Below are 12,264 nucleotides of genomic sequence, written 5' to 3'. Positions count from 1 at the left end.
AATACTCCATGTTCACATTAAAATACCACTGAAATACGGCCCAAGAGCTGTACGTTTTCTTCCGGAAAATCATCTGCGGACAATACCAGCCCGCGACTGGCATCGAGTCCTATACTGAGCCATTGATAGCTATAATTAAGGCCCGTAGATAGACCTATAGCTGTTTGTTGTGCATATAAATGCCCAACATCTGCACTGATATGTGCAGTAAATATGCCTCCTAGTCCTAGAAATCGATGAGATATAGTGTTACGAAGATACCAACCGCCGTCACTTGACAACGATGTGTTGCTAAAACCACGCACTGCTGCAGAGTCAGATATACTTAACCACTCCACCCCAGGTAGATAATCTGGACTGTACTGGGTATACCAGAGCGCGTTATATAAATAGTTCCGGTCAAACAGGCTGAAATATTGATTGAAATTCACCCATAATTTGCCCTTAACAAACTCTGGCTCGGTATCAGAGGCACTGAACTTATCACGGCTATTGTCCGCGCCAAACCAGGGGAGCCCCTGTTCAACACTTACATTCAAATTCAGCTGACCTGCCGGTAAAATCTGCATATGGCTAACACCTACTTCGGCAACAGTTAACGTCGGGCTGCTGATATCGAGGCGTACCGTCTCAAAATAGTTATCTACCTGTTTATACGACAACTGAGTAAAGATGCTGTCTAGCTGATCTTGATCGCGATAAAACACATAATCAGCTTTTATCCCTGTTTGTTGGGTTTTACCGTGTAAAGCAACACGGTGAATTTTTAACTGCTGATTATTTAAATATTCCGAAAAACTGACAAATCCATTAACCGTAAAATAGCCAAATGGCACTGAATACAATAATGAATAACTTCGGTTATACCTTTCGCCATACTCTGTCAGTGATGAACTGACACTCACATTAACAAAGTCAGAGAGATTGAATGGATTATCCAGTGTTGCGCCAACCCGGGTTATCCATTTGCCGGTACTTTCTTGGCCGTAATTATCCATCGATGCTGACAGCTGCCACGGCTTGGCGCTGTCATTATGTAATTTGATCCATGACCCCCCAAGTTTACTGCCGGGAGTAATATCGAGTTGAACCTGATTTGACTGCAGTCTATTTGCCTGATCCAGGCCTTGTTCCAAATCCCGCAAGTTTAATGGCTGCTCGATTACACCGGGAAATAATTGGGTTAAGTTAAGTCGTTGGCTTGGATCGTCGATACCTTCGACAAATCCTTCTATTATTTGCAACCCTAATCTGGCCTGCTGATCCGGTGGTATAAATTTAACCCGGGTCGTGATGTATCCTCGGCTTACGTATAACAGGGTTATTTCTCTCACCAACACATTTAATTGTGTACTGGTAATACAGTGTTTAGGTAGCGCGGTTAGCCCACCCAGATCCTGACTCGTAAATAGCGTTATGCCCTGTAAATACACATTATTAATGGGTAAACATTGAGTTGTATCCGGCAATAGGGGTTTAGTTTCATCCCGAGCCTGTAGTTTTCTGCTATTTAATTGCTGATAACGACCCTGTTCAATTAATTGTTCAATGTTGCGCTGATTTGTTTGTAGCGCCTGACGCGCTTCATTGACGGGAGAAAGAGTGTTTAGCACATTTGTTTGAGCACTATAAGCCTGGACACTTATAATGATAGAAAAAACAAATAATAACGGCATGTATATTCTGCTCAATAATCACCTTCTTTAATTCTTACAATCATCCCGATTAAGAAAATCGAGCTTATTTAATAAAGAGCGACTATTTTCATTTAAAAATTAAATTTTATGAGTCCAAACGTTTATAAATCGCATAACGCACGTTATAAAAACGGCGTGGTAGTTAAAACGTTCATCGAAAACGGTGAACCAGGCTACCGATTTAGGGCTTATCGTCGGCGCGACGGGGTGCAATCATAGGCTCATTCGTCGGGACTAAATTACGTGGCCTAGCTGACAACAATCGATTACTGTTTACCATCAAATTACTACTGAGCCTATTAGCGATAAAGCCCTGATTGCAGGGCCTTTCACTGTCAACCAAAGTACCGTTACAATCAAACAGTAAACATTTTTTTCATGATAATCCTTCAGTCACTACTTTCAAAATACGATGTTCTCAATTTATTTAATATTAACCCTAAACCAACAATCACGCATGCTCCGATCAGCACAGGATTAAATAAGAATGCCCAGCTTTGACCTGCTAGCATAATAACCATGGGGTTTGCCCCAGCTGGCGGGTGCGTTGTGTTTGTCAGTAGCATAATAGTAACCGCTAATCCCGTTGCAATAGCCAGCGACCAAGGTGCCACGCCAACATATTCAACAAATAACACACCGATAAACGCTGTTAATAAGTGCCCAAAAATAACATTCTTAGGCTGAGCACGTGGACTTTTAGGTACGCCAAAAACTAAGACAACCGTAGCGCCAAAGGGGGCCATTAACCACAGTACAGAATTTGTAATACTACCTAAATAAGCCAAAACACCGATAGTTAGCGTTGCAAAAGTGCCCGCAATAATCGGAAAAACAAATTTTTTCATATAATCTCCTTTTGTGTAGACCACTCTGTCTACCCGTCATAGTAGACAGAGTGGTCTACATGTGTCAACATATTTCATAACAAGGGGTTATTCATGAATGAAAAGAAATTAGTATTAATTCAAACAGCCTTACAACTTTTTTATAGCAAAGGCGTTAATTCTGTTGGTATTAATGAAATATTGAAGCAGTCCGGTATTGCGAAGAAAACGCTATATAGTCACTTTTCTAGTAAGGATGATCTGGTATTAGCGACTCTTGAATATCGAGATAGTATTTTTAATCAGTGGTTTAAGGATATTATTGATAGTGAAGAGTTAGGCGAAAACGCCATACTTGCACTATTTTACGGTTTAGACGATTGGTTTAATAACAAGGTGCCAGAACTTAGCCCATTTAGAGGTTGTTTTTTTATCAATACAGCCGCCGAATACAGCGTAACCGACTCTCTGATACGTCAGTACTGTCGTTCGCATAAACAAGCCATCAGATCATTAATAAAGAACAAAATTAGTTTATTTATAGAAAATCCAGAAGACGTAAGCTCGCTTACAGACATGATTTTCATGCTTAAAGAAGGGGCTATTGTTTCAGCTTTAGTCGAAGGAAATAAAAACGCAGGCAAGGCATGCATCCCCGCTGTGACTAAGATCCTTGCTCTAAAAATAAATTAGAATTAGATACGCCATGTCTGGTTATCGATAAGCGCAAACTGATGCATAACATTGAAACAATGCAACTATTCTGACACTGGGGGGAATAATAAATATAACAATTTTTAATCATCCACGTTGATTAAAAAAGTATGATTAAACGAACGCTTTATTCACCGACATGACATTAGTCAATTACTTGGGTCATACATTTAGTTATAGTGACAGGGTATTTTACTTAACACTAAATTTATCGAACAAAGAGGATATTATTATGAGTTGTTGTGGTGGCTGTGGTGGACAAGATCAAGAAGAAACAAAAAAAGTTGAAGAAACGGAACAAGATTCAGAGTAGTTAGTAATTCTAACGCTTTAAATTAAGACCTTACTTATCATGAGTAGGGTCTTTTGCTATAACGGCGTCGCTAATACCTGTGTCCAATAAATCCCATAATAGGAATTTTTATTAGTATAAGGCGCCATGCCCATTTGCGAATACTCCGCATCCATAATATTCAAGCAATGCCCTTTACTGCCTAACCAGCCCTGGATGACAACGCTAGCCTCGAGCTGACCGGCTGCAATATTCTCACCCGCAGCACGCCAATTATACCCAGCGGCATAAGTCCGCTCTCCAACTCGATGGCCTTGTTTATCTCGATGATTGAAATAATCACCAGCGGCCATATTTTGCGAATGGGCATAAGCTGATTGCTGTAATTGCTCATCCCATACCACAGGGGCAACCGCTGACACGAGCAGCATTCACCGCGGCTAGCATCTGACGCTTAAAACCTGGGGTTGGCTCTGGACCAAGCCTTCTCGTCGGTTTTGAGGAAGGCGGAGTAACTTGCTCAACCGCTTTATCTGGTGATACAGCCTCACTATCGGTATTATCATATCGGCCATCACTTACACATGCGGTTAGCAATACAGCCATCACACAAGTCGAGATCCATTTCGACATCACTTTCGATTTAGCTCTTAATGTCGTCTGTAATCTAGCTTTAACTCGCTCAGGTTTGATCATTCGCTCTCTCGTTTCTATCTACTTACGGTGTAGTTATACTACTTTAACGCCAATAACTGCTGTAAGCGCACTGGCTCTCGCTCAATTTGCTTTAATGCCTGTTTAAAATCACGTCTTAAATAACCTTTCAAATTACGGGTCGCGTCGCTGGTTGAAATGCCTTTTAATCGGCAAAACAGGGCTAATGCAAAGACGACATTGTCTTCTGACAAACTGGCTTGTCGATTGGCTTGCGCATTATAACAACTGCCACAACCGCCCCTGAAAGTATAAGCAGAGTTCGCCATCATGATCCCAAAACCCATAAAAATAGCCACTATCTCGGTGCTCGCATTAAAATATTCAGCTCCACCTGGCGGTAATTGTTGGGATTGAGCCACAATATGTTGGGCTAAATGATGGGCATAACTCGAGGCTAGATCACCCGGCTTTGATGCCTGCTGTGGATTGTAGGTAATGGCTAAAGGCTGAGATACGATCAATGCAGGCAAAGTGTTAGGCGCAGATGAATTTCGTTTAATAACAGATAAATGGAGCAATGCAGGCGGTTGGCTACTGAAACTCTGCGGTGCTTGTAACTGTAGCGGCCAATGGCTTAATCCTGCATATTTAACTACGTGATCAAAAATGGTTTCTGCCATGCCGTGACGGCTGTCGATATTACCGGGAAAAAAATTATTCGTTGGTTGGATCAACTGACTGCGCTGAAAAAATTCTTGTGGGTCGAAATGTGTTAACGCCCACTCAAAAGTATCAAACATCCATTCACAACTGGCGTCGTCAATGAGCGGCTTAGAACGAAAAATTTTCAGCATAGATAGTCTTCAAACATAATAATAAGTTAACAAGTATCATATCCTAACTATCAATACCTTCCTAAAATCCAATGCCCATTTTTGGCTTTCACCACGATTTTTATCGATTATAACGGCGAGATCTTATACCCAGCAGCTTCGAGTCGCTGTAACAAACCATCTTTACCAACCAAATGTAGCGTTCCAACCAGGATTAATTCCGTTTGTTGATTATTAAACATCGCTTCAATTTGGGGTAGCCAGTTGTTATTACGCTGTACTAATAGTGATTGATAGATGTCGGGAAAATCTTTAATCAAAGGCGTGATGGCAAGATCAACCAATGCTTGCGGATCACCATTACGCCATGCCACTTTCATTTCTTGCATAAATATTGGCAGTGTTTTTAAATCTTCTAAACTGTAGCGGATCAAAGCATCCTCTTTGTCTTTACCCATACTGGCAATAAACGTCAGTTGCTCCTCAACAGTTTCTAACTTACCTAAGGGTTTAGCATCTGCGATGGCCTTATCATTATAGTACTGATCAACACCCATACCAGTGAAATTGAGACGCTGTAATTCAATCATGGTTAACATTAACGAGATCATGCTCGGTTTAAAGTTATTAATGACCTGCATACCTATACCGCGAGACTCGCAATATGCAGTTAACAGTTCATATGTTTCAGGCGTTAAGTGTTGCGTTAAATTTTGACCTTCAGAATAACTAAGCTGGCGTAGCATCGCTTGCTGGAATTGAGGGCTTGCTAATTTAGCCATATCAGTTTCTAATACCAAGGTATCAGCCAATGCATAGGCTTGGTCAAACTCGGCTGGTAACGGGTAATCATCGGCCCTTAAAACATGCACCGTCCCACCCAGATATAAACTTGATTTGCCGTTACTCACCTTCCATACCGATGATGTCGCATGCACGCTATTAGCCACACCGAAAATAAGCATAGAAAATATATACCATAATTTAACTATTTTCATTGAAGCCTCTACTTTATTTTACAACGTGGTTATAGTCATGATGATAAGTATCAGTATTGTACAACTTAATTTTTATTCAGCATAACAGGTTTAGTCGACATCAAAGGTTTTATCAACGATAAGAAAAATGCAGCGGAGATCACCGATGAACCGAACATCATGCACATGATCATTATCTGATAACGCACAGCAATAAACGGCGAAACGCCAGAAAGGATCTGCCCCGTCATCATGCCAGGCAAAGACACTAACCCGACAGCAAACAGTGCATTTATGATCGGAATTAACGATGCTTTTAGCGCAATACGACGTGCGATAAGATAATCTTCTCCTCGCCGCATTTCGGCATGTAAACGCTCTGCGGATAAGCTGACACTGTTCATTGCATTCGCAAATGCCATTCCCGCGAGTGGCACCATATATTGGGGGTTATACCAAGGGTCTAGGCCAAGTACACCCACACTCATAATAAATAAGGTAAAACCGCCGCCTAAGATCACCGCGGCTAACGCATATTTATACATTTTCCAGCGTTGGTCTGGCACCGCGCCTAAAGCAATCCAACTGGAGGCTATCACCATAATTAGCAGTACACCAACGACAATTCCGGCACTATGTGACTCAAAGATATAAGATAAAAAATAACCAATTAATAACAGCTGGATCAACATACGAGATAAAGCATACAAACCATTTTTAATCGGTAATCGCCATTGCAATAAGATCGCCAACGCCACTAAGACGGGAATAAATGCAAACGCTAAATGGCTAAACGAGATCACCTGCACAGCATTATTCACAACTTACTCACCCGGTACGAATTTCGTAGGAATATTACCCGTCACCGATTGTAGTGGAATACCCGACGCCGCATATAACGCGTCAATATCAACAATGCGAATAAGCCCTTTTCGCTCTTCGATTAAACCTTCTTTGGTCATTTTTTTAAGCAAGCGAGAGAACGTTTCGGGTTGAATGGACAATAACGATGCGAGCGTACGTTTTGGTATATCCAGTTCAATAATACCTTCATTACCGTTGTTATCTTGTAGGTTTTTTAATAGGAATAAGAGTAAGCGGTTTTTAGCATTTTCAACCGACAACATCTCAATTTCATTCAAATCATGGTGTAAACGAATACTCATATTCGCCATAATTGCGATACCAGCTTCAGGATTAATCTTGAGTATCTTTAAATATGTTTCATTATCAATCGCAATCAGGTCACTTTCCGATACGGCCTGTGCGGCAACCGGATAAAATGGCTTATTGTTAAACATTAATGCTTCAGCAAAGGTATTACCTTGGCGCATTACTTCAACCACTTTCTCTTGGCCACTTGGGCTAGTACGATAAAGTTTAAGGTGTCCGCGTAACACGAGGTAAAATCGATTGGCTTCATCACCTTGGTGAAATACGTTCTCTAATGGTTCCACTTTAAATCTTTTTGCTGTAGCAAATAACTGCTTAAATTCAGCGTCAGTGAGTGCCGAAAACAAATGATGTGTTGATACTATATCAATGATATGACTGTCGGTGATCATGGGGTTAGACCTTTAAATACGAATGTTATCGGCATATATGGAAGATAGCGTTAAACAAATGATACGAGTCAATATAATGCCACGATTTTGGTTTTAAACAAGCGCACTTATAACGATAACCAATCACGTAACAATGTCTAATTTGACTTACCACCTAAAAAGTAGCGGTTTATCTATTTTTAATATGAATTAAAATCCTTTTGTGCTACCTTCCAGCGGTTTGTTCACAAATGGAGAAAAAAAATGCAAGTTTTGCTCGGTCTACAAATGCTTTTTGTCGCATTTGGTGCCCTCGTACTAGTTCCACTGCTTACTGGCTTGGATCCAAATGTCGCTCTTTTCGGTGCTGGTCTCGGTACCTTGGTTTTTCAAATTATTACTAAACGTTCTGTCCCTGTCTTTCTTGCTTCCTCTTTTGCTTTTATTGCCCCGATCATGTTCGGCGTGCAAACTTGGGGTATTGCCAGCACGATGGGTGGTTTAATGGCGGCCGGTTTTACTTATGTATTATTGTCAGTCGTGATTAAATTTCGCGGTGTTAGTATCATTCATAAGTTACTGCCTCCAGTCGTTGTGGGTCCTGTGATCATGGTAATTGGTCTAGGCTTATCTCCTGTTGCAGTGAATATGGCAATGGGCAAAACGGGTGACGGAGCAATACAGTTAATTGATAATGAAGTTGCCATTATCATTGCGGCTATCTCATTATTCACCACGATTGCGGTAAGTGTTTTTGGTAAAGGTTTGCTTAAACTTATGCCAATTATGGCCGGTATTGTGGCTGGTTACATAGCAAGTTTGGCTTATGGCATTATTGATTTTACGCCTGTTGCTCAAGCAAGCTGGTTATCACTGCCAAACTTTACTTACCCAGAATTTAACATCAATGCGATATTGTTTATGATCCCTGTGGCATTAGCCCCTGCGATTGAACATGTTGGTGACATTCTCGCTATCTCTAATGCGACAGGTAAAGACTACCTTAAAAAACCAGGTTTGCATCGTACCCTTGCTGGTGACGGACTGGCGACAATGGCTGCGTCTATGTTTGGCGCGCCACCAAATACCACCTACAGTGAAGTAACAGGTGCTGTGATACTAACCAAAGCATTCAACCCTGCCATCATGACATGGGCAGCGGTGATCGCAATCGTGTTGGCTTTTGTGGGTAAACTCGGGGCGTTGCTGCAAACCTTCCCGGTACCAGTAATGGGTGGCATCATGATCTTACTGTTCGGTACAATCGCAACCGTAGGTCTTAATATCCTTATTACTAACCGTGTCGATCTACACAAATCTCGCAACTTAATCATTGTGGCGGTGACATTAGTATTCGGTATTGGTGGGATGGCATTTGGTATTGGCGATTTCAGCCTTCAAGGTGTGAGTCTATGCGGTATCGTAGCGATTATTCTTAACTTAATATTGCCTGATGAATTAGGTGATAACCATGTTGTTGATAATGTTGAAGTGAACACCGATATTAACACTAAGTAATATCGCTTCTGATTAGGTAAATAACAAGTTATAACGGATAATGTATCGGTTATAACTTGTTAATTCTTACTTTGGAAATCCTGCAAACGTCGGCGCAGCTAAAGCCGCGTCATACCAAACCGCCCGTTCATGCCAAAATATATTGTCTTGCGGTGCAACGTTAAGCACAGTCTCTTCGTCTAGATCCAATGAACCCGCAGGTACGATTAAGGTTTTACCTTTATTGACTAAATACGGTAATCCAGTGCCACATTCAGTGCAAAATACCCGTGCGAAATGACGGTCAGGATAATCGAAACGCTTGGTTTTATCCGTGCCTGCCAACCACGTAATGTGGCTGGATTTGCAGAATAAATTCGATGCATGCGCAGAGCCAGTGATCTTTTGGCACTGCTGACAATGACACAAATGAAATTGGCTAAAATCATTGCTCACTTCAAATTTAACCGCGCCACATAAGCAGCCCCCTGTTATCTTACCCATCTGTTATTTCCTTATAATTTAATTGCAAAGTTAACTTTCTCCGATACGGAAACCTATTTTCAGTGTCACTTGAAAGTGTCCAACCGCACCATCAACAATGTGTCCGCGAGTTTCAATCACTTCAAACCAATCCATATTTTTTACCGTTTTATTACACTCTGCAAGCGCATTCTGAATCGCGTCTTCAATACTTGTTTTCGATGAACCAACCATTTCAATTTTTTTATACGTATGATGATACGACATAATCAACTCCAATTAAATATAGAACAACCTAAGTGTAAATATAGCTCGATATTGCTACTATGATAAAAACAAGGAGGTTATATGTTCAAGTCATTAAATAAATTATTTACTAAAGCGGTGTATGCACCGATCATTATTGCACAAGGGCATTATGTAAAAAAAGTGACGCTGAAACTGCCGGAAGCGGCAGGTGAACGTTCTGGAACAGCAGGTAAAGGGCAAAAATTAAGACTGCTGATTGTCGGAGATTCAGCCGCTGCGGGGGTTGGTGTAGATGACCAATCACAAGCGTTAACCGGAAATTTAGTGTCTGCGTTATCCGACTGTTATCAAATTGATTGGCTGTTATTAGCCAGGTCAGGTCATACCACATTAGACAGTCTGAAAATGATATCGGAACAACCACAACAAACTTTCGATATTATCGTCACGTCATTAGGCGTGAATGATGTCACCGGTACATTACCCGTATCAACTTGGCTAAGCCAACAACAAGATTTAATCACGTTATTACGCAAACAATTTAGCTGCCAGCAAATTCTTATCACACAAGTCCCACCCATGGGACAATTCTCAGCACTACCACAACCATTACGACGTTATTTAGGTGCAAGGTCCGCCCTATTTAACCGTAAGTTAACGACCCTGATTGAAAGCCAAGATGATTGTCAGTTAATTGATATCAATAGTGAATTAAATAGAGATGATATGGCTGAAGATGGTTTTCATCCAGGACCAAACATTTACCAACACTGGGCTGAAATTGTTGCAGAGAAAATTAAATCACAATACAATTATAAATAACGAAAACAATGAAGCCCTGTATCGACAGGGCTTCTTAACTCATTATCATGACTCGATAACAACGTCTAAAGAGAACATAGTTACTTTCGTTATACAAAATCACAAGCCTCCATCGGTCTCTCCCTCACAGAACAAAACCTTAACACCATGATAATTAATTAAAAATAATTAATTAATTATATCATTCCATTTTTAAAGTAATAAATACTTGCAAACATCGCCTCAAAACACTACTGTATGCATAACCACTGGATATAAAAACAGGTAAATTACCATGCAAACTAAATCTCTTATGTATAGCGCGAACACAACTACACACGACTCTGATGTTATGGGTGTAAATAAAAAAATAATAGAAGACAGCCATGGTCAATGGACCGCCATTATTGCACCACCAATGACAATCACAGCGGCACTGTTATCACAGCATGGCATTAGTGCCGAGAGTGCATTAATCATCCACAAAGCTAAGATCAATAATAAATTCCATACATTGCTAAAAGCAGCCCAGAGCCCTACGATTTCAACAATCGTAACTTGGGATGACGAGTTAACCACGGATGAAATATTCCAAGTTAAAGCAACCATGAAAGCCTATAACACTAAGTGTGTGATACAGAGCAACAAGAAATTACACTAATTAAACAAATACTTGCTATATTTAGTTATTAGATCCGTATATTGGATAACAACTAAAAGAGCAAGGACTGCCGATGAAGATCCTCATAATTGATGACTCTAAAATTGAACGTGTAATTATTCGCTCTTATCTACAACATCTCAATCATGAAGTCTTCGACGCTGGTAACGGTGAAACCGGTATTACTTTATTCGCAGAATGCAACCCTGACATTGTGTTATTAGGTGTTGTCATGAGTGGCATTAACGGCTACGAAGTTGCAAGGAAAATCAGACAAGAGTTCACCGATTGGGTACCTATTATTTTTCTTAGTGGCAAAACCGCCCCTGAAGATATCATGATTGGTATTGAAGCCGGTGGCGATGATTACTTACCAAAACCAATCCAAAAAACAATTCTGATTGCTAAAATGACAGCGATGGAACGTATTGCTGCAATGCGAACACAACTATTAAAAACCAAAAACGATTTAGAGTTAGCCAATGAAGAGTTAGGGCGTCTGGCAACGCTTGATGGCTTAACCGGTATTGCCAACCGCCGACATTTAGACATCACCATAGCGGAAGAACTCGCACGTGCACAACGCCATGCACAACCACTTACCTTCATCATTGCAGATATAGATTTCTTTAAAAAGTACAACGATCACTACGGCCATATCCAAGGCGATGAATGCTTGAAAGCTGTTGCATCCATACTTGATAACTCTTTACGTCGCCCTGCAGAGCTGGCTGCACGCTATGGCGGCGAAGAATTTTGTATGGTATTACCCAATACTGACACAAAAGGTGCTAAGTTAGTTGCTGATAAACTTGTTAATGCAGTGCGCTCATTAGAGATTCTCCATGCAGGACTGCATGAACATGCCATTGTCACCATGAGTTTTGGTGTGGTTAGTATGATTCCAGACAGAAAGGTCACCGTCAAAAGCTTGATGCTCGAAGCAGACGCGAAACTATACCAAGCCAAACATAACGGTCGAGATCAGTGGGTTATATAACAACACAGGGTAGCCGATATGGCTTCCCTGTG

15 protein-coding genes are annotated in these 12,264 nt (G+C 40.9%); 5 read left to right on the top strand and 10 right to left on the bottom strand.

Annotated elements, in window-relative coordinates; all coding sequences use genetic code 11:
* Positions 1-17: 17 nt before the first annotated feature.
* The gene (locus MORIYA_RS02115; RefSeq protein ID WP_197713341.1) at positions 18-1,691 is read right to left on the bottom strand and encodes a ShlB/FhaC/HecB family hemolysin secretion/activation protein; all 1,674 of its coding nucleotides are present in this window, start codon (positions 1,689-1,691) and stop codon (positions 18-20) included.
* 395 nt (positions 1,692-2,086) lie between these two features.
* Entirely contained in the window at positions 2,087-2,545 is a 459-nt protein-coding gene (locus tag MORIYA_RS02105) for an HPP family protein (RefSeq protein ID WP_112712308.1), read from the bottom strand.
* 93 nt (positions 2,546-2,638) lie between these two features.
* On the opposite strand from MORIYA_RS02105, the gene MORIYA_RS02100 reads away from it, so the two are divergent.
* Positions 2,639-3,217 carry a TetR/AcrR family transcriptional regulator gene (locus MORIYA_RS02100; protein WP_112712306.1) on the top strand — a complete coding sequence of 193 codons (579 nt, stop codon included), beginning with the start codon at positions 2,639-2,641 and terminating at the stop codon, positions 3,215-3,217.
* A gap of 390 nt (positions 3,218-3,607) precedes the next feature.
* Here the strand turns inward: MORIYA_RS02100 and MORIYA_RS21180 are convergent, their stop codons facing one another.
* The 6 genes from MORIYA_RS21180 to MORIYA_RS02075 form a co-directional block, all read right to left on the bottom strand.
* Positions 3,608-3,952, bottom strand: a complete 345-nt coding sequence (locus MORIYA_RS21180; protein ID WP_232011471.1) for a CAP domain-containing protein — start codon at positions 3,950-3,952, stop codon at positions 3,608-3,610.
* Positions 3,921-4,226 carry a hypothetical protein gene (locus tag MORIYA_RS21175; RefSeq protein WP_232011470.1) on the bottom strand — a complete coding sequence of 102 codons (306 nt, stop codon included), beginning with the start codon at positions 4,224-4,226 and terminating at the stop codon, positions 3,921-3,923. The genes MORIYA_RS21180 and MORIYA_RS21175 overlap by 32 nt, the downstream gene beginning before the upstream one ends.
* A gap of 38 nt (positions 4,227-4,264) precedes the next feature.
* Entirely contained in the window at positions 4,265-5,041 is a 777-nt protein-coding gene (locus MORIYA_RS02090) for a hypothetical protein (protein ID WP_112712304.1), read from the bottom strand.
* Positions 5,042-5,148: 107 nt separating this feature from the next.
* Complete coding sequence (locus tag MORIYA_RS02085) at positions 5,149-6,018, bottom strand: TraB/GumN family protein (protein ID WP_112712302.1); 870 nt, start codon at positions 6,016-6,018, stop codon at positions 5,149-5,151.
* A 65-nt stretch (positions 6,019-6,083) separates the two neighbouring features.
* Positions 6,084-6,818, bottom strand: coding sequence for an ABC transporter permease (locus tag MORIYA_RS02080; RefSeq protein ID WP_112712300.1), 735 nt, complete (start codon positions 6,816-6,818; stop codon positions 6,084-6,086).
* Between the two features lie 3 nt (positions 6,819-6,821).
* Positions 6,822-7,562: a Crp/Fnr family transcriptional regulator gene (locus MORIYA_RS02075; RefSeq protein WP_112712298.1), complete on the bottom strand. Its 741-nt coding sequence runs from the start codon at positions 7,560-7,562 to the stop codon at positions 6,822-6,824.
* Positions 7,563-7,805: 243 nt separating this feature from the next.
* Here MORIYA_RS02075 and MORIYA_RS02070 point away from each other — a divergent pair, with 243 nt between their 5' ends.
* Positions 7,806-9,059, top strand: coding sequence for a uracil-xanthine permease family protein (locus MORIYA_RS02070; protein WP_112712296.1), 1,254 nt, complete (start codon positions 7,806-7,808; stop codon positions 9,057-9,059).
* Positions 9,060-9,125: 66 nt separating this feature from the next.
* Here MORIYA_RS02070 and MORIYA_RS02065 read toward each other — a convergent pair whose 3' ends face one another.
* Together MORIYA_RS02065 and MORIYA_RS02060 are read right to left on the bottom strand one after the other, a co-directional pair.
* Positions 9,126-9,542 carry a GFA family protein gene (locus MORIYA_RS02065; RefSeq protein ID WP_112712294.1) on the bottom strand — a complete coding sequence of 139 codons (417 nt, stop codon included), beginning with the start codon at positions 9,540-9,542 and terminating at the stop codon, positions 9,126-9,128.
* A 30-nt stretch (positions 9,543-9,572) separates the two neighbouring features.
* Positions 9,573-9,788 (bottom strand): dodecin, encoded by a 216-nt coding sequence (locus tag MORIYA_RS02060; protein ID WP_112712292.1) that lies wholly within the window; start codon positions 9,786-9,788, stop codon positions 9,573-9,575.
* Between the two features lie 81 nt (positions 9,789-9,869).
* Between MORIYA_RS02060 and MORIYA_RS02055 the strand changes: the two genes are divergently transcribed.
* The 3 genes from MORIYA_RS02055 (at position 9,870) to MORIYA_RS02045 (ending at position 12,232) form a co-directional block, all read left to right on the top strand.
* On the top strand, positions 9,870-10,592 hold the full coding sequence (locus MORIYA_RS02055) for an SGNH/GDSL hydrolase family protein (RefSeq protein WP_112712290.1): 723 nt from the start codon (positions 9,870-9,872) through the stop codon (positions 10,590-10,592).
* Positions 10,593-10,866: 274 nt separating this feature from the next.
* Positions 10,867-11,232, top strand: coding sequence for a hypothetical protein (locus tag MORIYA_RS02050; RefSeq protein WP_112712288.1), 366 nt, complete (start codon positions 10,867-10,869; stop codon positions 11,230-11,232).
* A gap of 73 nt (positions 11,233-11,305) precedes the next feature.
* Positions 11,306-12,232, top strand: a complete 927-nt coding sequence (locus tag MORIYA_RS02045) for a GGDEF domain-containing response regulator (protein WP_112712286.1) — start codon at positions 11,306-11,308, stop codon at positions 12,230-12,232.
* The last annotated feature ends 32 nt before the right edge of the window (positions 12,233-12,264 follow it).

This window comes from Moritella yayanosii (assembly GCF_900465055.1).
GTDB lineage: Bacteria > Pseudomonadota > Gammaproteobacteria > Enterobacterales > Moritellaceae > Moritella > Moritella yayanosii.
The sequence above is the reverse complement of the archived record's forward strand: the minus strand, read 5'-3'. Positions and strand labels throughout refer to the sequence as shown.

Bases quoted from the DNA above. Each gene is read 5' to 3' on its own strand.
- MORIYA_RS02075 (WP_112712298.1), bottom strand. From the start codon at position 7,562: ATGATCACCGACAGTCATATCATTGATATAGTATCAACACATCATTTG.
- MORIYA_RS02045 (WP_112712286.1), top strand. From the start codon at position 11,306: ATGAAGATCCTCATAATTGATGACTCTAAAATTGAACGTGTAATTATT.
- MORIYA_RS02085 (WP_112712302.1), bottom strand. From the start codon at position 6,018: ATGAAAATAGTTAAATTATGGTATATATTTTCTATGCTTATTTTCGGT.
- MORIYA_RS02105 (WP_112712308.1), bottom strand. From the start codon at position 2,545: ATGAAAAAATTTGTTTTTCCGATTATTGCGGGCACTTTTGCAACGCTA.
- MORIYA_RS21175 (WP_232011470.1), bottom strand. From the start codon at position 4,226: ATGATCAAACCTGAGCGAGTTAAAGCTAGATTACAGACGACATTAAGA.
- MORIYA_RS02055 (WP_112712290.1), top strand. From the start codon at position 9,870: ATGTTCAAGTCATTAAATAAATTATTTACTAAAGCGGTGTATGCACCG.
- MORIYA_RS02065 (WP_112712294.1), bottom strand. From the start codon at position 9,542: ATGGGTAAGATAACAGGGGGCTGCTTATGTGGCGCGGTTAAATTTGAA.
- MORIYA_RS02090 (WP_112712304.1), bottom strand. From the start codon at position 5,041: ATGCTGAAAATTTTTCGTTCTAAGCCGCTCATTGACGACGCCAGTTGT.
- MORIYA_RS02050 (WP_112712288.1), top strand. From the start codon at position 10,867: ATGCAAACTAAATCTCTTATGTATAGCGCGAACACAACTACACACGAC.
- MORIYA_RS02100 (WP_112712306.1), top strand. From the start codon at position 2,639: ATGAATGAAAAGAAATTAGTATTAATTCAAACAGCCTTACAACTTTTT.
- MORIYA_RS02060 (WP_112712292.1), bottom strand. From the start codon at position 9,788: ATGTCGTATCATCATACGTATAAAAAAATTGAAATGGTTGGTTCATCG.
- MORIYA_RS02070 (WP_112712296.1), top strand. From the start codon at position 7,806: ATGCAAGTTTTGCTCGGTCTACAAATGCTTTTTGTCGCATTTGGTGCC.